Raw genomic sequence first — 25351 nt, 5'->3', positions numbered from 1 at the left:
TTCAGAGACTGGTCGATTCGTTCTGAGCTGAGCCCTGCGCCGCACGGCCCTGAGCGACCTCGACAGGGGTAAACCTCATCCAGACCGCGACAACCACAGCGAGGAGCAGCGCAATCACCGAGCTGATCACCAGGGCGAAGAGATAGCCCTCACCGAGAGCGACGAGCTGCGCCTCATCCATCGCGCTTGCGGGCCCGGTGGACCCGCCCAGCGACAGAGTGCGGGCTGTTGCCAGTGCACCAACTGCCCCCAGACCCAGCGCACCACCCAGCGTCTGCGCGACGAGCGCGATCGCCGTCAGCGGGCCGATCTCCGAGGACCTGACACCAGCGACAGCGCAGAGCGTGAGCGGGACAACGCTCATCCCGACACCGGCTCCGACCATCACGATAGGCACGAACAGGTCAGGGAAGTAAGTCGAATTCTGATCCATTGTCGATGCGTAGGCCAGGCCCGCTGCAACGAGGAGCCCCCCTGTCGCGACCAGCCAGCGCGGCTGGATGCGCATCGCCAGCTTGGACGCGACTTGCGCAGTGAGGCCGAGTGCGAACGCGAACGGAACGAACGAGAGGCCTGCTTCGAGCGGACTGAACAGCAGCACATCCTGGACGAACAAGGCAACGAACACAGCCATACACATGGTTATGGCACCGGCCAGCATGATCGCCACGAATGTGGCGACCCGATCCCGGTTACGGAACAGAACAAATGGGAGCAGCGGATTCTCTGCGGTGCGCTCCACCGCGAGGAAGGCCGTCAGCAGTAGTACACCCAGCACCAGGGCGAGGATTACCAGCGTGGAGTTCCAGCCGCTCTCCGCACCGTGCTGCAGACCGTAGACGAGCGCCGTGCAGCCGGTAGTCGCAAGAATTGCTCCAGGCACGTCGAGACTGCGGCGCGGGCCCTGGGATTCTGGAAGCGACGTGCGCGCCATGAAAAGAATAAATGCGCCGACCGGCAGGTTGACTAAAAAGATCCATCGCCACGAGATTTCGGTCAGTGCGCCACCGAGCAGCAAACCGGAGACAGAACCGAGGCCGGTCATCATCGCGAAAATAGCGAACGCCTGGTTGCGCACGGGACCTGGCGCGAACGTGGTGGCAACGAGGGCGAAAGCGGTGGGCGAGGCGACAGCAGCCCCCGCCCCTTGCAGAACGCGGGCGGCAATCAGGGTGATGTCTGTCGTGGCTAGTCCAGCGATCAGCGACGCGACGGTGAACACTGCGACCCCGTACATGAACATTCGCTTGCGCCCGAATGTGTCGCCCAGGCGGCCGCCGAGCAGCATCAGGCCACCGAAAGCGAGTGCATAACTGGTCACGACCCAGGTTCGGCCGCTATCGCTCAGTGCGAGATCATCCTGGAGGCGCGCGAGCGCGAGGTTAACAACTGTTCCGTCGAGCACGACCATGAGCTGGAGCGCGCTGAGCACGACGATCGCCCAGCCCAGGACCTTGGTCGCGGCAGCTTTCTGAATCACCAGGTCACTGCCTCCGCCCACGCTGGCCTCCGCTGAATCGGCCCTCCCCTGAGTTGGCCCAAGGGTAGCCGACCTCGAGGATCCAGACCCACCGGCATCGTCGTGCCGGTATTTTGCTTCTGAGGAAGCATCCACGGTCCGGGCTCCTTAGTGTCGTAAACGGCGTCTCCTTGATCAATCGTTCACTGAACCGTGATTCGTTTCAGCCAAATTCAGTGCGAGTCCCGCCACAGGGCCGATCACAATGATTGCAGGAGGGCGAATTTCCTCCTGTTTGACCGTTTCTGCAACGTTGCCGAGCAGCGCGTGGGCAACCCTCTGAGTTCGAGTGGTGCCCTCCTGGATGACTGTCACTGGAGTCGTCTCGACGCGTCCGCCACCGATGAGTGCTGCAGCGAATTGATCAATCCGTTCGACCCCCATGAGCAGCACGATCGTGCCTTTCATGCGTCCCAGCGCCGGCCAGTCGACAAGTGATTGAGGATGACCGGGTGGTACGTGTCCGCTGACGACCACGAACTCATGTGAGACACCCCGATGAGTGACTGGAACTCCGGCTGCGGCGGGCACCGCGATCGCACTTGTGATTCCTGGCACAACTGTGACGGATATCCCAGCTTCGGCGCACGCGAGCAGCTCTTCGTATCCCCGGCCGAATACGTAAGGGTCGCCCCCTTTGAGCCGCACGACGAATTTCCCGGCGCGGGCACGCGCGATCAGAGTGTCGTTGATTGCTTCCTGAGCCATCGCCCGCCCATAGGGGATCTTCGATGCGTCGATCACCTCGACGTGCGGGCCCAGTTCCGCCAGAAGCTCCGGCGGCGCCAGCCGGTCAGCGACGACCACATCGGCTTGCGCAAGCAGCCGACGCCCACGCACGGTGATCAGGTCCGGGTCGCCCGGCCCCCCGCCGACAAGCGCGACACCACTGCGCCGTGCGCCGTCCTCTGGGTGGTCATCGATGACGCCGGACTGCAGGGCTTCCAGGATGGCGGACCGGATTGAGGCGGACCGGCGATGGTCTCCCCCAGCAACCACGCCGACATTCAGTCCCTCATAGGACATCGACGCGGGGGTGACAGCAGTGCCCTCGCGAGCGTTGTCGGCCCGCACACAGAAGATCCGCAGCTCCTCCGCCTCAGCGACGATAGCGGCATTGACCTCCGGGTCGTTCGTGGACGCAATCGCGTACCACGCGTCCGAGAGGTCACCTGGTGCGTAGTCGCGCAGCGTGAGCGTGATGTGGCCGGACGCGGCCATCCCCTCGACAGCGGCCGTCGCTTCACGCGTGATGACTTCGACCTCAGCACCAACGGAGACAAGTAACGGCACTCGTCGCTGAGCCACCGATCCGCCGCCGATAACGACCACTCGCCGCCCAGCAAGCGCAAGACCCGCCAGATACACAGGATTGTCCCCGGCCACGCGCGCTCCCTCTTTCCCGCTTATTCGCCACCAACCGCGATTACGTCTGCAACTACGGCTATAGACACTAGTGCGGCGAACAAAGCGTCCCTAATGCGAGGCTCCAGTGTGCGGTCGTGCGCACCCGTCGTGTGCACAGACGTGCAGCACAGCGTGGCGGAGTCTGCGAGTTTGCGCACAGAAGCGTCAGGGGTGCCGCCAGGTCGCGACAGCGACCGCGCCGGTGACGAGGTTTCCCGTAGTTTTCGGGACGCGGACATGGATGCAGGAACGCACCTCTGAGGGCAGTGCCGCCGTCACTGGAATGAGGGCCTTCCGCCACGGCGAGTCGCAACACATTTCATCGACGCAACTCTCACCGAGGGCGTATGCCGTGTCCGTTACCGCCTCCGCGCACCGCAGAGCAGCACAGATGGCCGCGGCCTCGGCAACGCTGGCCGTGCCGGTGTGAGATGCGACCCGCAGACTAGGGTTCGGGACGAGTATGTCGTCAAGGACCGTCGCCGCGAAACCCTCAATTGCGAAAAGCCCGAAGTTCTGCACGCCGTCAACGAAAGCGGGCAAGTGTTTCCGCTGGTCCAGCGTGCCCACCGCGTCAAAGGTAGTGACACCAGCCTGCTCGGCCAAGTCCCAAAGCATCGCCGTGACGTCACCAGTCTGAGCGCGCGGCGATACCCCGAGCCCTGCTGCGGCAATCGCGGCAGGAACGTTCACGGCGCGATCGCTGGCCGCGACTCAACCACAGGCTGCTTAGCACGTGCGGCAGCAACGAAACGCGCAACCGATGACGGATGACCGGCCGGATGAGTGTGGAGATACGACGCATGAACTGAGTTGCCGACGAATCCTTCACGCACTAACGCGCCTGCGTGGTCGCGCCACCCCCACGCTGCGTCGGTTCTCTCATTTTCCAATAGATGCGTCCGGTGGAATTCGTGGCCAGTGACGCGTTCGCCCGCACGGAATGCCACGGAGTCGGACAGCGCGGCCGCGTCCCGATACCCGAGGACGAGGCGCTTCCCGAACACGGCATCAGCGGCGATAACGCCCGCCATCGGATAAAGATCAACCTTGCGAGAGAGGTAGAGCAAGCCTGCGCATTCGGCGACGATAGGCACCTCAGCCGCCGCTGCGTCGCGCACCTGGCTGAGCAATGCCACGTTCTCCGCAAGCGCTGCCGCGTAGAGCTCTGGGAAGCCACCTGGCAGCACGATCCCCGTCGTACCCTCGGGCAGACCATCGGACAACGGGTCGAAAACGGCAATGTCCGCGCCTGCTGCGCGCAGCAATTCGTCGTGCTCCGCGTACCGGAACGTGAAGGCAGGCCCACTCGCTACAGCAATCACGGGCCGGCGCTGATAACCAGCTCCGCTGCTCTCCCCCAGCGCACCACCGGGGCTCCAGGCCTCAGCCAGCACTGCGGATCGGGCGATCTGGCGGAGGCCCGGCAGGTCGATACACGAGCGTGCTAATTCCCCCATTGCACGGATAGCCGCGTCTGCTGCGCCTCCGTGCTCGGCAGCGGTCACGAGGCCCAAGTGGCGAGACGGCAGCGAAACGTTGCCATCGCGCGGTACAACGCCGAGAACGGGCATTCCAGCGCGGTCGCATGCTTCACGCAGGACGTGCTCGTGGCGGTCACTTCCCACCTGATTGAGAATCACTCCAGCGATCCGGACCCTCGGATCGAAAGTGGCGAACCCGTGCAGCAGCGCCGCCAGACTCTGGCTGTGGCCGCGAACATCAACAACCAGTACGACTGGGGCTCCGAGCAGCGCAGCTACCTGAGCGGTGGAGCCTTCGGCCAGCTCAGCGGAACCAATACGGCCGTCGAAAAGGCCCATGACCCCCTCGACGATGGCGATATCGCACCCCGCGGAGCCGTGCTGGAACAGCGGACCAACGAGCTCCGGACTGGTCAGCACAGGGTCGAGATTGCGTCCCGGCCGTCCCGTCGCGAGCGAATGGTACCCGGGGTCGATGTAATCAGGCCCGACCTTGAACGGCGCGACACGTAGTCCTGAAGCGCGCAGCGCCGCCATAATCCCGGTGGCTAGTGTTGTTTTTCCGCTGCCAGACGAGGGCGCAGCCAGAACAACGGCGGGAACGGTCACCACTCGATACCTCGCTGCCCTTTCCGGCCAGCGTCCATCGGGTGTTTCAGCTTCGTCATCTCCGTTACCAAGTCGGCAGCGTCGATAAGTTCCTGAGGGGCGTCGCGCCCAGTGATCACGACATGCTGTCTGCCCGGGCGGCTCCGCAGCGTATCGACGACCTCTCCGACGTCGACCCAGCCCCATTTCAGCGGGTACGTGAATTCGTCGAGGACGTAAAACGCGTGTGTTTCGGCGGCGAGCCGACGCTGGATCTCGCGCCAGCCATCCCGGGCAGCCTCCGCGTGATCAGCGTTGTCGCCGTGCTTCCGGATCCACGACCAACCCTCACCCATCTTGTGCCACTCGACGGGAGCGCCCTGCCCTGTGGTGTGATGAAGATCGCCGAGAGCGCGCAGTGCAGCTTCTTCCCCAACTCGCCACTTGGCGCTCTTCACGAACTGGAAGACCCCAACATTGAAGCCCTGATTCCACGCGCGCAATGCCATTCCGAAAGCGGCAGTCGATTTGCCCTTGCCGGGGCCGGTGTGAACCGCGAACACGGGCAGATTCCGGCGTTCACGGGTCGTCAGCCCATCGTCGGGGACCGTTCCAGCAGCGGGCACACCCTTCGGCATCGGCATCCTTTCGTCACGAGTACTGCCACCTGAGCTGGCTGCCAGACTATGCGGCCGCGCGGACGACACCGGTGACAGCATCCGCTGAAAGCTCAGCCAGCCGCACGTATCCGCCTTGGAGGTGACGAGAAAGGTCGGCCGCGAGCCCGAGGCGAACCATTCCATGTTCACAGTCCACGGTGACGGACGCAATTCCCGCGTCGACCACGAGCCGCGCAGCCCGGTGCGCTCGTTTTACCGGTTCCGCTCCCGCAGTGGCGCGCCCGTCCGTCAGGAGGACCACGAGCGCCCGTCGCTGCGCGTCACGAACACGCTCGCGCAGCACGACCTCGCGTGCTTTGACAAGACCTTCGGCCAGTGGGGTGCGCCCGCCGGTGCGCAGCGAATCGAGCCTGCGAACCGCGATATCGATCGACGATGTCGGGGGCAAGACGAGTTCAGCTTGACGCCCCCGCAAGGTGATCACGGCTACCTTGTCTCGCCTCTGATAAGCGTCACGAAGCAGGGAAACGACCGCCCCGGTGACCGCCGAAAGGCGGTCACGTGCGGCCATCGAGCCCGAGGCGTCAACAACAAATACTACGAGGTTGCCTTCCCTGCCTTCGTGTTCGGCGCCCCGCAAATCTGTGGGCCGCACCGAGAACCGGCCGCGGCTCCGCAGCTGCGCCGCGGCTTCAAGAATGGTCGCCGGAACGTGTAGGGCCCGCCCGCGAAAGGCCGCCGGACGCACGATTCGTCCTCGCTGCGACCGTGCTCGAGATCGACGCCCAGGCGCCCCTTCTCCTGTTCCCGGTATCTCGAGCAGACGCGCCCGGAACGATCCCTGAGGCGGCGCTGACTTGCGCTCGGGCGCGTTGTCTGAGGAGCCACCAGTGCTCTCGTCTGCACTCTCGGCAGCCGAGTCGCCGCTGCCAGGAGGTGTGTGCCCCCCGGAAGTCGGCGGGCCCGGGTCCTGGGGGCCAGGATCGTTAGGGTCCGGATCGTCTGGGCCGGGGTCATCTGGGTCGGGCTCGGGGCCCCCAGAATCCGCGTCCTGGGCTGCCTTCGTCATCGCGTCGTCTAGCTGGTTCTGATCAAGACCGGGTTCGTCGAAGGGGTCCCTGCGCTGTCGGTGCGGCAGGGTCAGTTCCGCTGCAGCACGGATGTCGTCTTCTCCTGCTTCGACCGCGCCGCGCCATGCCGCATGCGCGATCGCGGTGCGTGCCATCACTAGGTCGGCGCGCATTCCGTCGACACCGAACTCGGCGCACAGTGAGGCGATGCGCCGCACCTCCCGGTCAGGCAGAGTGACCGAATCGAGCGCGTCGCGTGCAATTGCGATGCGCTCCGCCAATTGGGTGTCCTGGCCGTCGAATCGAGCGGCGAACCGATCGGGGTCCCGTTCATATTCGAGGCGGCGCCGGATCACTTCCGCTCGCACACCTACATCACGTGAAGCCGAGACATCGACGGTAAGGCCGAATCGGTCCAGCAACTGGGGCCGCAGCTCACCCTCTTCCGGGTTCATTGTCCCCACGAGAACGAACCTGGCGGGATGCGTGTGCGAGAAGCCATCGCGTTCGACGTGCACTCTGCCCATCGCGGCCGCATCGAGCAGAACGTCAACCAGATGGTCGTGCAGCAAATTCACTTCGTCGACGTACAGCACACCTTCGTGTGCGTGCGCCAGCAGACCGGGCTGGAATGCCCGTTCGCCGTCGCGAAGCACGCGTTCCAGGTCGATTGACCCGACCACGCGGTCCTCGGTGGCACCCACTGGGAGTTCAACGAGTCGCGCCGCACGTGGACCCTCTTGTGATCGAACGGGCGGCAGCAGCCTTGCGAGCGCGCGAACCACTGTCGATTTTGCGGTGCCCTTCTCGCCACGTACGAGCACACCGCCGATACCGGGGTGGATCGCACACAGAATCAGCGCGAGGCGCAACTGGTCCTGTCCGACGATTGCGCTGAAGGGGAACCCTCGTTCAGCGCTAACGGCGTGGGTCATAGGGGCACTCACTGAGGACTCGCTCCGACTGCTTTCGTTTGCCTACGATCACGCTTATGTCGCGGGTTCAGCATCTTCGGGTACAGCAGGAACGGTGTCCTCTTGAGTCGTAAGCTTGAGAACCTTGTTGCTGTGGTCCCACACCTCGCGGTAGAGGCTGGCGTTCTCGTTCAGCGACTGACCGATCGATGGGATCGCGCCCTGCAGGTCCTTCTCCCACTTCTGATACCTGTCACCGAAGCAGCGTTCCAGCACCTCGAGCATCGCTGAGACACAGGTCGAGGCACCCGGCGACGCACCCAGCAGGCCAGCGATCGTCCCGTCCTCGGCTGCCACGATCGCAGTTCCGAGTTCGAGGGTGCCCTTCGTTTCTTTGCCCGGACGGATCATCTGAACGCGCTGGCCAGCAGTGATGAGTTCCCAGTCGCTTGCTTCTGCTTCCGGCACGAACTCCGCTAACGCGCCGATACGCGTGTCGTTCGACTGCAGAACCTGCTCGACCAGGTATTTTGTGAGGCCCATTTCGTGCAGACCCACACTCATCATCTGGAAAACGTTGTTGGGCTTAACCGACAGGAACAGGTCAGAAAGGTGGCCTTCCTTGAGGAACTTCGGTGTCCAGCCCGCGTAGGGTCCGAACAGGAGTCCCCGATTGCCGCCAATGACCCGTGTGTCGAGGTGCGGCACTGACATCGGCGGAGCACCGACGGCAGCCTTTCCGTAGACCTTCGCGTTGTGCGCTGCGATGAGGTCCGGGTTGGTGCACCGCAGGAACTGCCCACTCACGGGAAATCCGCCGAAACCTTTGATTTCCTTGATTCCGGATTTCTGAAGAAGTGAGAGCGCGCCACCCCCCGCGCCGACGAACACGAAACGAGCGCGGACGATGCGCTTGTCCCCTGTCCGGATGTTGCGGATGGTCAGCTTCCAGCGTCCGTCGTTTTCCTTACGCACATCGCGCACTTCGTGGCCGAAGCGAATGTCGCAGCCCGCTGTGCCCAGATACGTGAGAAGCTGGCGCGTCAAAGCACCAAAGTCGACGTCTGTACCGAGATCGAACCGGTTCAGTGCGACGGGATCGCTGAAATCCCGCCCCTGCGCCATCAGTGGTACCCACTCTGAGAACGCGTGCTTGTCCTCCGTGTACTCCATGCCTTCGAACAAGGTCTGGCTGGCAAGAGCGTCATACCGTGCGCGCAGGTACTTCACGCTGTCTTCACCGTGCACGAAACTCATGTGCGGGATGGGGTTGATGAAATCCTTGGGATTGCTGAGGATGCCCTTGTCGACAGCGTATGCCCAGTACTGCCGTGAGACTTGGAAGCGCTCGTTGATCTCGACTGCCTTGTCGACGGCAACGCTGCCGTCAGGCTGCTGTGGCGTGTAATTCAATTCGCATAGCGCCGAGTGGCCGGTGCCCGCATTGTTCCAGGGATCGCTACTCTCGGCGGCGGCGGCATTCAGCCTTTCGTACAGAGCAACTGACCAGTTGGGTTCGAGTTCGCTCAGCAGCGCACCTAGCGTGGCGCTCATGATTCCAGCGCCGATCAGCGCTACATCGACCGACTGCTCGGTGCTGGTCGGTGCGCGGTCCGTCGAGTCGTCCCGCTTCCGCTCGTCATGTTTTGCCACTGGACTCAACTTTCTTGTCCGGTCGTTCGGCGCCCGTCGGCCTTCTTCTGACAGTGTGTACTACCGGTGGGTAGGTTTCCCACACAGCGGTACCATCCTGCCCCAAATGTTCCCCTGCAGTATGCGCGATAGGGTGTGGGTGTGACGACATGGCGTGCTGACGTTTTGGGTGAGAATTACGAACAGCACACGATCGAGCTCGGTTCCGATCCGGACGGTGAGGGTGAGATCGTTGCGACGCTTGTTCGATACGTCCCCCCTAAGGGCACTGTTCCTGCACCTCACAGCACTGCCTTGTACATCCACGGGTACTCCGACTATTTCTTTCAGCGCCACTTGGCTGACAGGTTCGCCGCCCAGGGCTACCGCTTCTACGCGCTTGACCTCCGCAAGTGCGGCCGGTCGCAGCGGCCCGGTCTCACGCCCCACTTTGTGACAGATCTCGCTCTCTACGACGAAGAACTGAACGAGGCTTTGCGCCTCATCCGTAAGGATGCGGAAGGCGACGATGCGGGGGATGGAGGAGCGGGAACCCGCGTCATCGTCGCTGCACATTCGACAGGGGGGCTGATCGCGCCGTTATGGGTGGACCGCCTGAACAGAGAGCCCGGCGGTGCCAGAGGGGCAGGAATCCGGGGGCTCGTCCTCAACAGCCCTTGGCTCGACATGCAGGGCTCATGGTGGCTGCGCAGCATCGGCACTGCTGCAATCGAAGCAGTCGGGCGGGTTCAGCCGATGAGGATCGCGCAGGACGCGAAATTCGACGGTTACGGGACCAGCCTGCACGCCGATCGCAAAGGCGAGTGGGAATACAATCTCGATTGGAAACCCCACGGCGGTTATCCCGCCCGGTTCGGCTGGCTGCGCGCCATCCGCCGCGGGCATTTTTCCCTCCAGCGCGGTCTCGATGTGGGTGTGCCCGCGCTGATCTTGAGGTCTTCGAAGACGTGGTTCTCGCCGCACTACGTTTCTGAGATCGATTCAGTGGACTGTGTCCTCGATGTCAAGCAGATTGCGCGATGGGCGGGCTGCATGGGCAATCGCACCTTGATCGTTCCGATCCCGGGTGCACGGCACGACGTGTTCCTCTCACAAAAGGGGGCCCGCGAGGAAGCGTTTCGCGAACTCGGCGAGTTCCTCTCCTGGCTTCCTGCGTACGACGGCCTGGCGCGCACGGCCAGCGCCGCAGTCAGCACGAGCACAGCAGTCGTATCCTGAAGCCTCGCGCGCACCACTGCATTGCGAGAGGGAGCTCTGAATGGACCATTTCGACATCGCCATAATCGGTGCGGGGTCCGGCAACATGATCGTGAACCGCCGCTTCGCCGACAAGGCAGTTGCGATTATCGAAGAGAACCGTTTCGGCGGGACATGTCTCAACGTCGGGTGTATTCCGACGAAAATGTTCGCCTATACCGCTGATGTCGCCGCGTCGATCGACAGCGCTTCCCGATTCGGCATCGATGCGGAGGTACACGGCGTCGACTGGCAAGCGATAGTGAAGCGCGTCTTCTCCAGAATCGACGGCAACGTTGCCGCTGCTGAACAGTTCAGGCAGGACAACCCGAACGTGACGGTCTTCAAGGAACACGCGAGCTTCACCGGCTCCAGCACCGTGGAGTTGTCCAGCGGAGCCCGCATTTCCGCCGATCAGTTCGTGATCGCTACGGGCGCGCGCGCGACGGTCCCCGAAGGTCTCCCGCGCCCCAGCGACTCTCCCAACGACAGGCGCCCGATCTATACCTCAGACACCATCATGCGCGCTGAGACATTCCCGCAGCGTCTGGTGATTCTTGGTGGCGGTTTCATCGCCGCCGAGTTCGCACACATATTCTCCTCGCTCGGCAGCGCCGTCACTGTGATATCCCGTGGCGAGCGGCTGCTGCGCCATCACGATGCGGCGGTCTCCGGTTTGTTCACCGACGTTGCGCGGTCACGCTGGGACGTACGCCTGAGTACGACTGCCGAATCTGTTGAGTCATCAGCGGACGGGGTGAGCGTGGTTCTGGATGACGGCTCGCACGTGCAGGGTGATGCTCTTCTCCTGGCCCTCGGTCGGCGTCCAAACAGCGATAATCTGGGCCTCGAAAACGCTGGCGTGTCGGTCCATCTCGACGGTCGTGTGGTGGTCGACGACTGTCAGCAAACGACCGCTTCCGGCATTTGGGCGCTGGGCGACGTCTGCGCCCCGATCCAGCTGAAGCACCTCGCCAATCACGAGGCTCACGTCGTCGCGCACAATCTGCTCAACCCCGAGTCGCCCAGGGCTGCCAATCACCGTTTCATACCGTCAGGGGTCTTCACCTATCCGCAGATCGCGAGCGTGGGGCTCACCAGTGAACAGGCTGAGGATGCGGGAATTGACGTCGCGGAATCGACTCATGAGTACAAGGACACGGCGTTTGGGTGGGCCACAGAGGACGCCCCTGGATTCTGCAAGGTACTTGCCGATCGTTCAACTGGACAACTGATCGGCGCGCACATCGTCGGCGCGCACGCGACCACCGCCATCCAGCCGCTAATTCAGGGAATGGTGTTCGGTACCACACCCAAGCGGCTGGCCCGCGACCAGTTCTGGATACACCCCGCGCTCGCCGAAGTGGTTGAGAATGCGCTGATCGGACTGCGTATTTAGGGTCTTCCCGGCTCGATGTTTATTTACTATGAGCTTAGTGGTCTTACCACTTGACCTCTTACCATCTGATGACTAATCTCATTTCCATGTTTGAAGCGATCGCTCGAACGTCTACATCCGCCGCCGTGTTTGACCAGATCTCGGCCCGAGTGCTCAGCGGTGAACTCGCCCCTGGGGATGACCTGCCCAGCGAGCGGCGCCTAGCCGAGGCGTTCGGAGTATCGCGGCCCGCGATACGGGAGGCGATCCAGAAACTCTCCCAAGCTGGGCTAGTGGAAGTCCGCCAGGGGGACGCGACTTCCGTGCGTGACTACCGCGCGCATGCGGGCCCCGAATTGCTGCCACAACTTCTACTCCCCCAGGGCGAACCCGATGTTGCGGTCGCGCTGAGTGTGGTCGAGGCGCGCCAGATCGTCGGCGTGAAAGTTGCCGAGCTTGCTGCGCAGCGCGTCACAGCAGACCAGGCTGCACGGCTTCACAACGCTGCTGCCGCGATGGAGTCGCCGAACGCCGACACCATCGACTTGCAGTTCCGCGCACTAGGGTTCTGGGACGCCGTGGTTGATTCGGCCGATTCAATCGCGTTCCGGCTGATCTTCAACAGCCTGCGCAGCGCGTACGAGCCGATGATCACAGTTCTTGCGCCGGTAATGGAGGCCGAAGTAAGCAACGCCGACGCCTACCACAACCTCGCCACGGCGATCGCGGCCAATGATCACCAGCTGACGAGTACACGGGCAGAGGCCCTGCTTTCCGCTGGAACACTCGCCCTCAGTTCAGTTCTCAACTCGATCAAGGACGCTCGATGAGACCAAAAGACCCACGGCCCGCGCTCATTTCCCTGAGCGACGCTGCCCGCACCTTCCGCCAGCAACCCACACCGTGGATGCTGGGCGCGACAATTGCTATTGCACTAGCGGCAAGAATCGCGGTCGGCGAATGGCAGCTAAGTGACATCTTTGTGCCACTCACCGTCGTGGCGGTATTCCCGTTCATCGAATGGGTTATTCACGTATGCGTATTGCACTGGCGACCTCGGAGAATTGCGGGACACACTGTGGATTCGCGGCTGGCTCGCAGCCACCGCGCTCACCACGCCGACCCGAAGAACGTGCCGCTGATTTTCATTCCGTGGCAGACGCTGTCATTCGTGATCCCCACCCTGGTAGCCGCTGCTTTCCTGGCTTTTCCGCGGCCAGGTCTGGCGCTCACGTTCATCCTCACCATGAGCGCAATTGGACTCGTATATGAGTGGACGCATTTCCTCATCCACAGCAATTATCGCCCTCAGTCACGCTTCTACCGTGCGATCTGGCGTAACCACCGCAACCATCACTTCAAGAACGAGCACTACTGGTTCACGGTGACCACATCGGGTACAGCAGATCGGGTCTTGGGGACCTACCCCGACCCGAAAGCTGTGGAAACATCACCCACGGCCAAGAACCTGCACTTCACCAGGGGTTAGAACGCAGAACTACTTCCGTCGCAACAATCGCTGCGGCATCCTGCCCCGAAGCGCCCTCGGAATTCGCCGAGACAATGCGGAGGTCCCCCCGCACAAATGGTCCGCTCGCCTTCGCCTGACCGAGTTCTGCGGGGCTCGTCGAGATGATGGTGGTTCCCACCTCCACCGGAGGACACTCCGGATCCTCAGCAGGGGCACTCGCGGTCGCAGCTGCCGGATGCGCGGCCCCGAGGACAACGAGACTTGATACGCGATTGAAGTGCCGAGCAGCGAATTGCCATGCGACGGTGGCCCCGGCTCCGTAGCCCGCAACGTTGACCCAAGCAGCATTAGCCGCGTCAACCGCTGCGAGCGCGGCCCGATGATCAATGCCTGGACTGTGGGGCAGCGTGATAGTACGAAGACCCGAGTTGTGCAGGCGCGCGCAAAGGTCGTCATATGACTCAGCGGCGACTCCTGCTGATCCGATGATCAGCACGGCGCCACTGCGGTGATCCCCGTCGCAGCGAACCTCATACTCAGTGTCTCCAACTGAGACCGAGACGAGTTCCATGCAGTGCACGTTACGCGACTTCCGCTGCCGCTACCTGCACAGTTGTGCGATATCACGAAGATTGTCCCGCTAGGACCCAGCACACACGGGAGCTCGGCACCTCTTGCACGATGCTTCGCTTACTTCTATAGTTAGTTACATGAGTAATGAACCACTTAAGTGGTTAAGCCGTTCCCCTTACGGAAGGGGGTGACGATGGACGATGGACGCCCGCTGTTTCAGCAAATCGCCGAGATGGTCGAAAACTCGATTATCGATGGGACGCTCGCCGAAGAAGAGCAAGCGCCTTCGACGAATGAGCTCGCAGCGTTCAACCGCATCAATCCAGCAACTGCCGCCAAAGGGCTGAACCAGCTCGTCGCCGACGGGATTCTCTACAAGAAAAGAGGCATTGGAATGTTCGTCGCGGCTGGCGCTCGTGATCAGCTTCGCCGTCGGCGCCAGGAGCGATTCGCGCGCCAGTACGTCGAGCCACTTATCACCGAAGCACGCAAACTAGGCATCTCGCTCACCGACCTCAAGAGCATGCTCGACCAGCAGGAGGTAAACCAATGACCGCACCCGCCGCACGCTGCCGGGCCGTGACCAAGAAATTTGGCTCCGTGCTGGCACTCGACGACGTGAGCTTCGAATTAAAGCCCAACACTATTCACGGACTCCTTGGCCGCAACGGTGCTGGCAAGACCACCCTGATGCGCGTCATGACTGGCCAGGAATTCCTCACCAGCGGTTCAGTGGAAGTACTCGGTGAAACGCCACTCGAGAACGCCGGTGTCCTGTCACAGATCAGCTTCATCCGGGAAAGCCAGAAGTACCCAGACGACTACACCGTCAAGCACGTGCTGTCCACTGCGAGCTACCTACTCCCCCATTGGGACCAGAATCTGGCAGATATCTTGCTCGACGACTTTCAGCTGCCCCTCAAGCGAAAGGTCAAGAAACTATCGCGCGGCATGCTGTCCGCACTCGGTGTCATCGTCGGACTCGCCTCCCGCGCGCCGCTGACATTTTTCGATGAACCGTATCTCGGCCTCGATGCCGTGGCCAGGCACATGTTCTACGACCGGCTTCTCGCCGACTACGCGGAACATCCCCGCACGGTGGTGCTCTCCACGCATCTGATTGATGAAGTGAGCAACCTGATTGAGCACGTCATCGTCATCGACAAAGGGAGAATTTTGCTCGATGATTCGGCCGATAACCTGCGGTCCCGCGCAACGGTGGTTACCGGAGAAGCCTCGTCAGTCGCGGAATTCGTCGGTCCCGCACCCGTTCTGGCCCGGGAAACGCTTGGCACCCAGGCCAGAGTGACAGCCGAACTCTCCTTCAGCGAATTGCGGAAGGCTGACGCGCATCGCGGCGGGCTCACCGTTGAGCCCGTGTCATTGCAGCAACTGGTCGTTCACACCACCACAAAGGGGGCAGCGTAATGACAACTATCACACTCACCCGCACGTCGGCCAACCAGCGCATCCTGCGGTCGATGCACCTGCACACCGCTACCCTGCCGCAGCTGGTTCTGTGGATCGCGGCGATTCTCAGCGCAATCTTCGTGGTCCAGTACGCGATCATTCTCGCAATCAGCGATCCAAGCGCCGAGATCAACACGTCTACGCCGATCGTGCTCTCGATCTTCCTGTTCGTATTCGGGGTGCAGGCGTTAGCGCAGACCTTGCCATTCGCGCTCAGCCTCGGGCTAACCAGGCGTGCCTTCTTCCACAGCACGCTCCTGTACCTCGCCGTGCTGAGCCTGATTCTGTCGCTCGCGACGGGGTTCATGGCTTTCCTTGAGGAGGTCACCGGCGGCTGGGGTCAGGAATTCACCTTCTTCCGGGTGCCCGCGATGGTTCCCGTCGCCCCCATCGCGCAGTGGACACTGGTCCCACTCGTGATCATGACGGGCGGCGTCCTCGGAATGTTCTTCGGCGCCGTCTACCAGCGCTGGAACACCACCGGGGTGTGGAGCGTCGCACTCACGCTCGTGCTGCTTGGCGGTTTGGTTACGGTCGTTACCATCTGGCAGGGCTGGTGGCCCACCATCTGGCAGTGGCTGAACGACATCCCGCTCGAGACGAGTGTGCTGGCTGGCCCAGCGCTGGTCGCTCTGACGGCAGGGATCGCTGCCTACGCCATCACGCGTAGATCGCCCGTCTGAGCTCCTTCGGTCACGCGCTCGGCCGACGAGGGTCCGTTAGCGCATAACCTGCAACGCATGCTCCCGGACTGTCGCCGTTACGGGGAGCGGTGCAAGCCAATCGCCGTCCCCGTATGCGTCGACCGATCCTTCGCACTCAATTGTGACTTCTTTGCCTCGCACCCAGATCACCTCGGGGCGGCCGAGGTGTGTGCCCTTGTACACAGTCGGCATCGCCGCAATGAGCCGTATCCGCGACGAGGCGGCGATCATCACCACATCGAGCAATCCATCGGTGGGATCCGCGCGGGGAGCGACATGCATCCCGCTGCCATAGAATCCTGAGTTCGCCACTACGACAGTGCAACCCGTGAATCGGCTCCGGTTGCCGTCCACTGTCACGACATACCGCTGTGGCGGAAAGGTCGCAAGAGCCCGGACCGCCGCATATGGGTATTGCAGCGGACGCGGCAGCCATTGGGCTCTGTCAACGAGAGCCGACGCGAGAGAATCGACACCGGCGTACACACTGCCGACAACCGTCTCCCCCGCCGCTTCGATGATGTCGACTGGCTGCGGCTTCCCGTCGAGCAGGACGCGGGCGACGCCTTCTGGGTCTTTCGGCAAACCCAACTGCCGCGCGAAGTCGTTCCCGCGCCCGGTGGGGACAATGCCCAGCGTTCCCCCTGTTTTGGCCACCGCCCCCGCAAGGGAACCGACCATTCCATCACCGCCCACCGCCACAATCACCTCTCCGCGCGAGACAGAGTCAGGAATCATTTCCCGGGATCGCGCTTTGCCGGTGCTGTACGTGACGGTGACGTTCGCGCCTGCGTCTCTGAGACGTTCTGCCACCGGCTTCACCGCCTCGATTGCGCTGCCACCACCAGATGCGGGGTTAACAAGCATGTGGAACGACCTCATGGGATGAGTACCCCCGGGTTCAAGATGCCCGCGGGATCGACCCGGCCCTTCACTGCACGCAGGATGTCGACTCCCACTGGTCCGATTTCCTGCGCGAACCATGGCTTATGGTCTCTGCCGATCGCATGGTGGTGAGTGATCGTGGCACCGCTTGCGATCATCGCATCCGACGCTGCCTGTTTCGCTTTTTTCCACTGGGAGAGCGGGTCATCCAGCTGTCGTGCGGCCACTGTGAAGTACAGCGATGCGCCGGTCTCGTACACGTGCGAAATGTGGCATAGCACGATCGCTGGGGTTCCCTGATCGCTGAGCGACGACTCGATCGCTGACTTCACGCTGCTATAGAGGGCGTCCATATTCGACCAGAAGGTGGCGGTCTCGAGCGTCTCAACGAGTACACCGTGGTCGAGTAACACGTCCCGGAGATAGGGCCCGTGGAAGCGGCCGTCCGCCCATTGCTGCCCATCCTCAGCGCCGAGCGCTTCACCGCCGCGCGCCGTGAGTTCGGCTGTGACCGCGCCACGGATCCGCGCCACATGCTCCTCCGCTCCCTCATAACCGGCAACCATCAGACACCCGCCCGTCGAGGAACTGCCAACTTCGGATGGTTTCGCCAAGTTGATCGCTGTCTCGGCCTCGTCCGATAATCGGATCACTGTCGGCCGCAGGCCATCCTGAGTGAGCTTGCGCATGGCGTCGCGGCCCGCAGCGAAGGACCCGAACCGCCACGTCTCGTAGATGCGCACGTCGGGCACGGGATGTACGCGAAGGGTAACTTCAGTAATAACGCCGAATGCACCCTCAGACCCCAGAACGAGTTGGCGGAGGTCGGGTCCGGCAGCGTTCGCCGGCGCCGAGCCCAGAACGAGGGTGCCGATCGGCGTCGCGACTTTGAGGCCCACGACCATCGCGTCGAACCGTCCGTACCCCGACGAGGCTTGCCCACTCGACCGGGTCGCCGCGAAACCGCCGATGCTTGCGTACTCGAAAGACTGTGGGAAATGCCCGAGTGTAAAGCCCTCAGCGGCCAGAAGTTCCTCAGCGCGCGGCCCAAGCAGCCCCGCCTCGAGTGTGGCAACCCCAGCGAGTTTGTCGACACTGACCAGGCGGTCTAGCCGTGCCATGTCGAGTGTGACCACACCGCCGAAACCGTCCCGACGTGCCGCAAGTCCTCCGACCACCGAGGTGCCGCCACCGAACGGAACCACCGCGACGCGGTGCTCAGCGCACAGCTCCAGGACCTTAGTGACGTCGCTGTGACTGCCGGGCCGCAGAACCGCGTCGGGGGCATCGGCGAGGTCGCCACCCCGGATCTTGAGCAGGTCGGGAGTGGACTTGCCGCGTGTGTGCTGCACACGAGCCGTGTCATCGAGAAGGACGTTGCCGGCACCAAGCAACTCCTGAAATGCACTGAGCACTTCTGGCGGCAGCGCCGGGGGCGACAGTGCGAGGGACTCGAACGGTACCGCGGGCGTCTCACGTGGCGGACCGAACGCTAGTTCGAGCAGCTTCCACGCGGACTCGGGGAGTTCGGTGCGGTGGGCTGGGTCGCCCCAGCGGGACCAGTGCATCAATTCTGCCATGTGTTACAGTGTTACACATGACGACCGAACGTCACAAGGTTAAACGAGACCCGCCCGAGCACTCCAGCTCTGACAGACCCCCCCTCGACCGCCAGAAGGGCATCGATGTCGACGCGGTCCTCGACGCGGCTCGCGAGTGCGTCATCGCGGTGGGGTGGCGACGCACGACGCTCACCGATGTCGCCCGTCGCGCCGGGATCTCCCGCATGTCCATCTACCGCAAATGGCAAGACATGACGCGACTGATGAGTGACGTCATGGCGCGCGAGTGGTCGAACTCCTCTGGGGTGCACCTTCTGGCAGGCAACGACGCCGACCGCCTGACGCCTGAAAACGTCAGCGCCGCAGTCGTCGAAGTTGCTACCGCGGTGCGAGAGAACCTCCTTTTCCAGAAAGTCGTGGAAGTCGATCCCGAACTGCTGCTGCCTTACGTCCTTCACCGGCGTGGACGGGCACAGAATTCGCTGCTCTCCGTCCTCGAAGCAGCAGTCAAAGCCGGTCAGGATGCACAAAAACTTCGGCAAGGCGACCCGCGCGGCGTTGCACGCACAGTACTGACCGCCATGCAAGGCTTCGTGTTCAGCGGAAAAACAATGACAGATTCACTCACCGCCAACGAGCTTTCGGAGCAGTATCGCCAGCTCATCGAGAGGTACCTGACGCCATGACGAAAACCGGCCTAGACAGTGCGCTCAACGCCAGCCGCCGGGAGCGCGAACTCAGCGAAGCCACCGACGGCCGCACGGTCGACGTACTCATCATCGGCCTGGGCGTCACCGGCGCGGGAGCCGCACTGGACGCCGCCTCGCGTGGGCTTGCCGTAGTCGCCGTCGACGCGTTCGACCTCGCCTGGGGAACTTCTCGATGGAGTTCAAAACTTGTCCACGGTGGCCTGCGCTACCTGGCGAAGGGACAGGTTGGCGTCGCATATGAGAGCGCGGTAGAGCGTGGCATTCTGATGACGCGAACGGCGCCCCACCTCGTCCGGCCCCTTCCCATGCTCCTGCCACTGCTCCCAGAAGTCACCCGCTCGCAAGGGATGCTGGCCGGAACCGGATTCGTGGCGGGCGATGTGCTCCGCCGGGCAGCGCGCACACCCGCGGCTGTCCTGCCCACGCCGCGCAGGCTTTCCGTCGACGAAACGGTGCTGATGACCCCCGGCATCAACCGAAGCGAACTCCGCGGCGGTCTGCTGTCCTGGGACGGGCAACTCGAAGATGACGCCCGCCTCGTTGTTGGTCTGGCCCGCACCGCCGCGGCGATCGGCGCACGCGTGCTCACCCGCACCCGTGTGCTCTCCGCATCGGGTACCGAGGCCGAGGTTCGTGACGAACTAAGCGGCATCACTCACACCATCAGGGCTCGATCGGTCATCAACGCCACTGGCGTGTGGGCAAGCGATATCGATCCGGACGTCACGCTCCGCCCCTCCCGCGGCACCCACATCGTGCTTCGTTCGGAGACTCTGGGGCATCCCACTGCCGCCATCACCATGCCAGTGCCGGGAGAAACGAATCGCTTCGTCTTCGCGCTTCCGCAGCCCGACGGGCTCGTCTACGTCGGCCTCACCGACGAGCCGACCGATGGCGCGGTGCCCGACGTGCCTGAGCCGACCGAAGACGAGATCGACTTTCTCCTCGACGTCATCGGCCCCGCGTTCGCAGCCAGGCCCCGCCGTACCGATGTCGTGGGAGCGTTCGCCGGCTTGCGGCCTCTGCTTGCCTCTGAAGGAAGAACCGCTGACCTTTCCCGAAAGCACGCGATCCTCGTCTCCGGCACCGGGGTTGTGACGGTCGTGGGAGGAAAGCTCACCACCTACCGGCAGATGGCTGAAGACGCCGTGGATGCGGCGGTCACTAACGCAGCGCTGAATGCTGGACCGTGTCAGACCCGCAACCTCCCACTCGTCGGTGCAGCGAATAGGCGAGCGCTCGCAGCCATGAGCGAACCCTCCCGGCTCGTGAGGCGATACGGGCGAGATGCTGAGATCGTTTCCGCAGATCCCGATCTACTCACGCCGATCCATGATCTGGTACCTGTCACCATGGCGGAGTTGGTGTTCGGTGCTACGCATGAGGGCGCGACGACTGTAAGCGACCTGCTCGACCGCCGCACCCGCATCGGCTTAGTGCCAGCAGACCGGGCCGTGGCGGAGGACGCAGCGCATGACGCGTTCCGGCTTGCGGAACAGTCTCTAGCTGCGAAGCACTGAACTAAGGACGGGCTGCCGCCCCGGGACACCGTCGTCGATCAGGGTGAAGAGCCGACCAACATCGACGTGCTGAGCCAGCGCATCCGCCATCAGGTCTAGCTGAGCCGCACGCTCCGCGGCGGCACTGACGTGAGGCGCCACCACGAAGCCAGTGAGTCCCGCCAGACCCGCTGCGTACGCAAGAAAAGCCCTCCGGTATTCGTCGTTCTCAAGTAGGCCGTGCCAGTGCGTGCCGAAAACTCCGGTCCGCTGGCTACCTTCGAAGTCATCGCCGGAGCGCAGCAGTGGATCCTCGGCGCTGCGGACAGCCACACCGTGATGGATTTCGTAACCCGTCACCGCCAGATCCGCGCCGAATCCTTCTCCGGTGCCCGTAGTGACGGCGAGCGTTTTCACTGGACTGAACTCGATGTCAAGGTCGAAAATGCCCAGACCATCGTGCTTTCCGCACCCCGATTCGACGTCATCGAGGATGGTCTTGCCGAGCATCTGGTACCCGCCACAAATACCGAGGATGGGCATCTCCCTCTGTGCACGCCTGGTGAGCACATCCGCGATTCCGGTCGCTCGCAGCCATTCCAGATCCGCGACTGTGGCCTTCGAACCCGGCAGTACCACCAGATCTGCGTCGTGTATTGAGCCTGGGTCATCGACCCAGCGCACAATCACTCCGGGTTCACTCGCGAGCGCTTCGACGTCGGTCGCGTTCGATACCCGAGGGAGCCTGACGGCAGCGACGCGCAGCCACTGATCCCCGATCGGCGGCTTCGGCATACCAACCACGCGGCCCACCGGACTCGAAAGCGAGTCCTCCGCATCGATCCAGATGTCCTCGAGATAAGGCACCGCCCCGAAGACAGGCCGTCCAGTGCGTTCCGCTATCTGCTCGAGACCGGGCGCGAGCAGCGCAGGATCGCCGCGGAACTTGTTGATCAAGAAACCGCACACAAGCTGCTGATCCTCCGGATCCAAAACGGCCAGAGTGCCGAAAAGATGCGCGAGAACGCCACCCCGATCAATGTCCCCCACCACCACGACCGGGATCTGCGCAGCCTGCGCGAGGCCGAGGTTCGCAACATCAGACGCACGCAGATTGATCTCGGCCGGCGAGCCCGCGCCCTCGCACAGCACGACATCGAAATCGTCGCGCAAATCGCGCAACGTTTCCGCCGCGATTCGGCGAAGGTGCGCACGATGAGTCAGGTAATCCCCCGCCCGCAGCTGTCCTTCTGCTTTCCCCCGAATCACAAGCTGCGACGAGCGATCGCTGCCCGGTTTAAGCAGGATCGGGTTGAAACGAACGCTCGGCGCGAGACCGCACGCCTGCGCTTGCAGACCCTGAGCGCGACCGATCTCGCCACCGTCGAGCGTCACAACCGAGTTGTTCGACATGTTCTGCGCTTTGAACGGCGCGACCTTCACACCTTGCCGCGCAAGGAGTCGGCACAGCCCAGCGACAACAAAGCTCTTACCCGCATCCGACGTCGTGCCGGCGATTAGCAGCGAACCCTTCATGAGCGGACGCCTACGGCTGCGTCAGTACTTCAGCACCTGAGTCGGTGACCACTAGCGAATGCTCGAACTGCGCCGACCAGCTGCGGTCCTTCGTCACCACCGTCCAGCCGTCTGGCCAGATCTCATAATCGATGCCACCGAGATTGATCATGGGCTCGATTGTGAAAGTCATGCCTGGCTCAAGCACCGTGTCGACACTCGGATCGTCATAATGGAGAACGACGAGGCCATTGTGGAACGTCGTGCCGACGCCATGGCCAGTGAATGCGCGGACTGTGCCGTAGCCGAAGCGATTCGCGTACGATTCGATCACCCTGCCAACCACATTCAACTGGCGGCCCGGCTTCACCGCTTTGATTGCTCGGTCGAGCGCCGACTTCGTCCGTTCCACGAGGAGACGGTGCTCATCGGAAACGTTGCCGGCGAGGAAAGTCACACACGTATCACCGTGCACGCCGTCCAGGTATGCAGTGACATCGATCTTCACGATGTCACCGTCTTCGACGACGGTCGAGTCCGGAATCCCGTGGCAGATCACTTCGTTCAACGACGTGCAGCACGATTTCGGGAAGCCCCGGTACCCGAGAGTTGACGGGTAGGCACCGTGGTCGAGCAGGAACTCGTGGACAATCGCGTCCAGTTCGTCCGTGGTCACACCGGGCTGCACCGATTTGCCCGCCTCCTGAATGGCCTGAGCGGCGATTCTGCCGGCAACGCGCATTCCCTCGATCGTTTCAGGGCTCTGCACCCAGGGTTCGCTGCCTTCCTTCGCTGTTTTCTTCCACGCGTATTCCGGTGGCTCAATTGACGCGGGGACGTTCCGCGTCGGCGACACGGTACCGGGGCTCAGCAAAGAACGGGTAGGCATGGTTACGAGAGTAATGTGTGATCAGCCGTGATGCTAAAGCGCGTCAGTCCACCAGCACGGTGGCGAAAGTCGCTACCTGGGTGAACCCGACCTTCGAGTACATTGCCCGTGCGGCGCCATTGAAACCGTTGACATACAGGCTGGCAGTCCTCCCACTACGGATGATCCACTCCGCGACCGTCGCGGTGCCCGCTGCACCGATCCCGCAGCCCCGGAAACTGGGATTGACCCACACTCCATGGATCTGGCCCACTCGATTCGACATCGAACCGACCTCAGCTTTGAACGCGATTGTGTCGCCCTCGATACGAGCCCATGCGCGACCCGATTCGATCAGGCTGCGCACCCTGTAACGGTACGAGCGGCCCCCGTCGTGCGCGCATGGATCAACACCTACTTCCTCGATGAACATCTTCACGGCGGCATCAAGGTATAGCTCGAATTCATCCAAACGGACGCGGCGCGTCTCTGGGTCCGGTGAACACGCCGGGGCGCCCCGCAACATGAGCATCGGCTGGTCAGCACGGATCTCCCGGGGCTGCCCCCAATCCCCCTCGAGCTGCTCCCACAGCGGCAGAACCAGCTCCGCGCGGCCGACAAGCGATGAGCAAGCGCGGGGGCTGCGGCAAGCACGATCAGCAAAAGACCGAATATCGTCTTCGTCGCCGAGCAGCGGTATGAGATTCACTCCGGAAAAGCAGAGGGACTCGCCGGGCTTGCCGCGACTCCACAGTTCTCCGCGCAGAAACCTCGGATCGACGCCGAACTCCTCGATCCGTGAAGCAACCATGCACGAAGCAATGGGGTCCGAGTCCAGCGCGCGTAAGACAGCTGGGGTGTCACGCAACCCCAGCGGCTTCGCACCCAGCAACTTCAGCACATCACCAGATTGCCACGCACAACGCGCCAAGCGGTAGCCCAACTTTGAATCATTCGACGAGAAGACGTGATAGTCCGGTTTCCTAACCGTTACTTAATGCCCGCGGTCATGGTCTCAGCTCACTGTGACTACAGGCGCGCCGGCACCTTCGCCGTCCGATTCCATTTCCTCGGCGATCCGCATTGCTTCTTCGATCAGGGTCTCCACGATCTGCGCTTCTGGGACTGTCTTGATTACCTTGCCCTTGACGAAGATCTGGCCTTTGCCGTTGCCCGAGGCCACACCGAGGTCTGCTTCACGCGCCTCACCAGGACCATTGACTACGCAGCCCATTACTGCGACACGCAACGGCACTTCCATGCCTTCGAGCCCAGCGGTCACTTCGTTCGCGAGGGTGTACACATCGACCTGGGCACGTCCGCAGGAGGGACACGACACGATTTCGAGTTTGCGTGGACGCAGATTCAGTGACTGCAGAATCTGGTGCCCCACCTTTACTTCTTCTGCGGGCGGCGCAGATAGCGACACACGAATTGTGTCGCCGATACCCTTCGAGAGCAGCGCGCCAAAGGCGACCGCCGACTTGATCGTTCCCTGGAAGGACGGGCCGGCCTCCGTCACGCCGAGGTGCAACGGGTAATCCGATTGCTCAGCTAGCAGTTCGTACGCCCGCACCATGACGACTGGATCGTTATGCTTCACGGAAATCTTGAAATCCCCAAAGCCGTGCTCCTCGAACAGGCTCGCCTCCCACAGCGCGGACTCCACGAGTGCTTCAGCGGTCGGTTTGCCGTACTTCGCGAGCAGGCGCGGATCCAGCGAACCAGCGTTAACGCCGATGCGGATCGGCGTGTTCGCCTCAGCGGCGGCCTTAGCGACCTCCTGGACTCGGCCATCGAACTCTCTGATGTTGCCCGGGTTTACGCGCACCGCCGCACAGCCGGCTTCGATCGCGGCGAAGATGTACCGGGGCTGAAAGTGGATGTCCGCGATGACCGGGATCTGGCTCTTCTTCGCGATCGTCGCCAGCGCGTCAGCGTCTTCCTGACGCGGACAGGCAACTCGCACTATGTCGCATCCTGAGGCCGTCAGTTCGGCAATCTGCTGCAAGGTCGCATTGATGTCATGCGTCTTAGTTGTGGTCATCGACTGGACTGATACCGGATAGTCACTGCCGACACCCACGTCGCCGACCATCAACTGCCGCGTCTTGCGCCGCGGAGCCAAAGTTGGCGCTGGACCAGCCGGGATTCCCAGACCCACAGATCCGGACGGCGGAGTGTTCGGATTCGGGGTGGTGTTCAGTTCAGCTGAACTGGGGCCA

General features: G+C 62.7%; 23 protein-coding genes. 9 read left to right on the top strand and 14 right to left on the bottom strand.

Annotation, left to right across the window (positions count from 1 at the left end; all coding sequences use genetic code 11):
- Position 1: 1 nt before the first annotated feature.
- From AS9A_RS07805 to mqo, 7 genes are all read right to left on the bottom strand, one after another.
- The gene (locus AS9A_RS07805) at positions 2 to 1477 is read right to left on the bottom strand and encodes an MFS transporter (RefSeq protein WP_237707941.1); all 1476 of its coding nucleotides are present in this window, start codon (positions 1475 to 1477) and stop codon (positions 2 to 4) included.
- A 177-nt stretch (positions 1478 to 1654) separates the two neighbouring features.
- Positions 1655 to 2905, bottom strand: a complete 1251-nt coding sequence (gene cobA, locus AS9A_RS07800; protein ID WP_013806412.1) for a uroporphyrinogen-III C-methyltransferase — start codon at positions 2903 to 2905, stop codon at positions 1655 to 1657.
- A gap of 186 nt (positions 2906 to 3091) precedes the next feature.
- Positions 3092 to 3619 (bottom strand): cobalamin biosynthesis protein, encoded by a 528-nt coding sequence (locus AS9A_RS22620; RefSeq protein ID WP_013806410.1) that lies wholly within the window; start codon positions 3617 to 3619, stop codon positions 3092 to 3094.
- Positions 3616 to 5019, bottom strand: a complete 1404-nt coding sequence (locus AS9A_RS07790) for a cobyrinate a,c-diamide synthase (protein WP_013806409.1) — start codon at positions 5017 to 5019, stop codon at positions 3616 to 3618. The genes AS9A_RS22620 and AS9A_RS07790 overlap by 4 nt, the downstream gene beginning before the upstream one ends.
- Positions 5016 to 5636 (bottom strand): cob(I)yrinic acid a,c-diamide adenosyltransferase, encoded by a 621-nt coding sequence (cobO, locus tag AS9A_RS24575; protein WP_013806408.1) that lies wholly within the window; start codon positions 5634 to 5636, stop codon positions 5016 to 5018. Before cobO ends, AS9A_RS07790 begins: the two co-directional genes overlap by 4 nt.
- A gap of 46 nt (positions 5637 to 5682) precedes the next feature.
- Positions 5683 to 7623, bottom strand: a complete 1941-nt coding sequence (locus AS9A_RS07780; RefSeq protein ID WP_013806407.1) for a magnesium chelatase subunit D family protein — start codon at positions 7621 to 7623, stop codon at positions 5683 to 5685.
- A 54-nt stretch (positions 7624 to 7677) separates the two neighbouring features.
- A complete protein-coding gene (gene mqo / locus AS9A_RS07775; protein ID WP_013806406.1) occupies positions 7678 to 9255 on the bottom strand; it encodes a malate dehydrogenase (quinone) in 1578 nt (525 codons plus the stop codon).
- A gap of 141 nt (positions 9256 to 9396) precedes the next feature.
- Here mqo and AS9A_RS07770 point away from each other — a divergent pair, with 141 nt between their 5' ends.
- The 4 genes from AS9A_RS07770 to AS9A_RS07755 all read left to right on the top strand — a co-directional run bounded on the left by AS9A_RS07770 (position 9397) and on the right by AS9A_RS07755 (position 13358).
- Positions 9397 to 10473: an alpha/beta hydrolase gene (locus AS9A_RS07770; protein ID WP_013806405.1), complete on the top strand. Its 1077-nt coding sequence runs from the start codon at positions 9397 to 9399 to the stop codon at positions 10471 to 10473.
- A 40-nt stretch (positions 10474 to 10513) separates the two neighbouring features.
- On the top strand, positions 10514 to 11890 hold the full coding sequence (locus tag AS9A_RS07765; protein ID WP_013806404.1) for a mycothione reductase: 1377 nt from the start codon (positions 10514 to 10516) through the stop codon (positions 11888 to 11890).
- An 86-nt stretch (positions 11891 to 11976) separates the two neighbouring features.
- Positions 11977 to 12699 (top strand): FadR/GntR family transcriptional regulator, encoded by a 723-nt coding sequence (locus tag AS9A_RS07760; RefSeq protein WP_013806403.1) that lies wholly within the window; start codon positions 11977 to 11979, stop codon positions 12697 to 12699.
- Positions 12696 to 13358, top strand: a complete 663-nt coding sequence (locus AS9A_RS07755; RefSeq protein ID WP_013806402.1) for a sterol desaturase family protein — start codon at positions 12696 to 12698, stop codon at positions 13356 to 13358. Before AS9A_RS07760 ends, AS9A_RS07755 begins: the two co-directional genes overlap by 4 nt.
- Here the strand turns inward: AS9A_RS07755 and AS9A_RS07750 are convergent.
- Entirely contained in the window at positions 13345 to 13911 is a 567-nt protein-coding gene (locus AS9A_RS07750; RefSeq protein WP_041450948.1) for a hypothetical protein, read from the bottom strand. The two genes, AS9A_RS07755 and AS9A_RS07750, sit on opposite strands and share 14 nt — an antisense overlap.
- Positions 13912 to 14106: 195 nt before the next feature.
- On the opposite strand from AS9A_RS07750, the gene AS9A_RS07745 reads away from it, so the two are divergent.
- Genes AS9A_RS07745 through AS9A_RS07735 form a run of 3 tightly spaced genes read left to right on the top strand, consistent with a single transcriptional unit; the run spans position 14107 to position 16066 of the window.
- Positions 14107 to 14466, top strand: coding sequence for a GntR family transcriptional regulator (locus tag AS9A_RS07745; RefSeq protein WP_013806400.1), 360 nt, complete (start codon positions 14107 to 14109; stop codon positions 14464 to 14466).
- The gene (locus AS9A_RS07740) at positions 14463 to 15341 is read left to right on the top strand and encodes an ABC transporter ATP-binding protein (RefSeq protein ID WP_013806399.1); all 879 of its coding nucleotides are present in this window, start codon (positions 14463 to 14465) and stop codon (positions 15339 to 15341) included. The genes AS9A_RS07745 and AS9A_RS07740 overlap by 4 nt, the downstream gene beginning before the upstream one ends.
- Entirely contained in the window at positions 15341 to 16066 is a 726-nt protein-coding gene (locus AS9A_RS07735; RefSeq protein ID WP_013806398.1) for an ABC transporter permease, read from the top strand. Before AS9A_RS07740 ends, AS9A_RS07735 begins: the two co-directional genes overlap by 1 nt.
- Before the next feature lie 36 nt (positions 16067 to 16102).
- Here AS9A_RS07735 and AS9A_RS07730 read toward each other — a convergent pair whose 3' ends face one another.
- Both AS9A_RS07730 and AS9A_RS07725 read right to left on the bottom strand, forming a co-directional pair.
- A complete protein-coding gene (locus AS9A_RS07730) occupies positions 16103 to 16954 on the bottom strand; it encodes a diacylglycerol/lipid kinase family protein (protein ID WP_013806397.1) in 852 nt (283 codons plus the stop codon).
- An 11-nt stretch (positions 16955 to 16965) separates the two neighbouring features.
- Positions 16966 to 18552: an FAD-binding oxidoreductase gene (locus AS9A_RS07725; protein ID WP_013806396.1), complete on the bottom strand. Its 1587-nt coding sequence runs from the start codon at positions 18550 to 18552 to the stop codon at positions 16966 to 16968.
- A 17-nt stretch (positions 18553 to 18569) separates the two neighbouring features.
- Between AS9A_RS07725 and AS9A_RS07720 the strand changes: the two genes are divergently transcribed.
- Both AS9A_RS07720 and AS9A_RS07715 read left to right on the top strand, forming a co-directional pair.
- Positions 18570 to 19220: a TetR/AcrR family transcriptional regulator gene (locus tag AS9A_RS07720; protein ID WP_013806395.1), complete on the top strand. Its 651-nt coding sequence runs from the start codon at positions 18570 to 18572 to the stop codon at positions 19218 to 19220.
- Complete coding sequence (locus tag AS9A_RS07715) at positions 19217 to 20764, top strand: glycerol-3-phosphate dehydrogenase/oxidase (protein WP_013806394.1); 1548 nt, start codon at positions 19217 to 19219, stop codon at positions 20762 to 20764. The genes AS9A_RS07720 and AS9A_RS07715 overlap by 4 nt, the downstream gene beginning before the upstream one ends.
- On the opposite strand, the gene AS9A_RS07710 is transcribed toward AS9A_RS07715, so the two are convergent.
- The 4 genes from AS9A_RS07710 to ispG form a co-directional block, all read right to left on the bottom strand.
- Positions 20747 to 22279 carry a cobyric acid synthase gene (locus AS9A_RS07710; protein WP_013806393.1) on the bottom strand — a complete coding sequence of 511 codons (1533 nt, stop codon included), beginning with the start codon at positions 22277 to 22279 and terminating at the stop codon, positions 20747 to 20749. The genes AS9A_RS07715 and AS9A_RS07710 overlap by 18 nt on opposite strands.
- A gap of 10 nt (positions 22280 to 22289) precedes the next feature.
- Positions 22290 to 23147: a type I methionyl aminopeptidase gene (map, locus tag AS9A_RS07705; RefSeq protein WP_041450946.1), complete on the bottom strand. Its 858-nt coding sequence runs from the start codon at positions 23145 to 23147 to the stop codon at positions 22290 to 22292.
- A gap of 43 nt (positions 23148 to 23190) precedes the next feature.
- On the bottom strand, positions 23191 to 24027 hold the full coding sequence (locus AS9A_RS07700) for a GNAT family N-acetyltransferase (RefSeq protein ID WP_013806391.1): 837 nt from the start codon (positions 24025 to 24027) through the stop codon (positions 23191 to 23193).
- A gap of 114 nt (positions 24028 to 24141) precedes the next feature.
- Positions 24142 to 25278, bottom strand: a complete 1137-nt coding sequence (gene ispG / locus AS9A_RS07695; RefSeq protein WP_049793863.1) for a flavodoxin-dependent (E)-4-hydroxy-3-methylbut-2-enyl-diphosphate synthase — start codon at positions 25276 to 25278, stop codon at positions 24142 to 24144.
- Positions 25279 to 25351 lie beyond the last annotated feature (73 nt).

It is taken from the genome of Hoyosella subflava DQS3-9A1 (assembly GCF_000214175.1).
Lineage (GTDB): Bacteria > Actinomycetota > Actinomycetes > Mycobacteriales > Mycobacteriaceae > Hoyosella > Hoyosella subflava.
This window is presented reverse-complemented; position numbering and strand designations above follow the sequence as displayed.

Bases quoted from the DNA above. Each gene is read 5' to 3' on its own strand.
- cobO (WP_013806408.1), bottom strand. From the start codon at position 5,636: ATGCCGAAGGGTGTGCCCGCTGCTGGAACGGTCCCCGACGATGGGCTG.
- AS9A_RS07780 (WP_013806407.1), bottom strand. From the start codon at position 7,623: ATGACCCACGCCGTTAGCGCTGAACGAGGGTTCCCCTTCAGCGCAATC.
- AS9A_RS07765 (WP_013806404.1), top strand. From the start codon at position 10,514: ATGGACCATTTCGACATCGCCATAATCGGTGCGGGGTCCGGCAACATG.
- AS9A_RS07760 (WP_013806403.1), top strand. From the start codon at position 11,977: ATGTTTGAAGCGATCGCTCGAACGTCTACATCCGCCGCCGTGTTTGAC.
- AS9A_RS07755 (WP_013806402.1), top strand. From the start codon at position 12,696: ATGAGACCAAAAGACCCACGGCCCGCGCTCATTTCCCTGAGCGACGCT.
- AS9A_RS07750 (WP_041450948.1), bottom strand. From the start codon at position 13,911: ATGGAACTCGTCTCGGTCTCAGTTGGAGACACTGAGTATGAGGTTCGC.
- AS9A_RS07745 (WP_013806400.1), top strand. From the start codon at position 14,107: ATGGACGATGGACGCCCGCTGTTTCAGCAAATCGCCGAGATGGTCGAA.
- AS9A_RS07740 (WP_013806399.1), top strand. From the start codon at position 14,463: ATGACCGCACCCGCCGCACGCTGCCGGGCCGTGACCAAGAAATTTGGC.
- AS9A_RS07735 (WP_013806398.1), top strand. From the start codon at position 15,341: ATGACAACTATCACACTCACCCGCACGTCGGCCAACCAGCGCATCCTG.
- AS9A_RS07730 (WP_013806397.1), bottom strand. From the start codon at position 16,954: ATGCTTGTTAACCCCGCATCTGGTGGTGGCAGCGCAATCGAGGCGGTG.
- AS9A_RS07725 (WP_013806396.1), bottom strand. From the start codon at position 18,552: ATGGCAGAATTGATGCACTGGTCCCGCTGGGGCGACCCAGCCCACCGC.
- AS9A_RS07720 (WP_013806395.1), top strand. From the start codon at position 18,570: ATGACGACCGAACGTCACAAGGTTAAACGAGACCCGCCCGAGCACTCC.
- AS9A_RS07715 (WP_013806394.1), top strand. From the start codon at position 19,217: ATGACGAAAACCGGCCTAGACAGTGCGCTCAACGCCAGCCGCCGGGAG.
- AS9A_RS07710 (WP_013806393.1), bottom strand. From the start codon at position 22,279: ATGAAGGGTTCGCTGCTAATCGCCGGCACGACGTCGGATGCGGGTAAG.
- map (WP_041450946.1), bottom strand. From the start codon at position 23,147: ATGCCTACCCGTTCTTTGCTGAGCCCCGGTACCGTGTCGCCGACGCGG.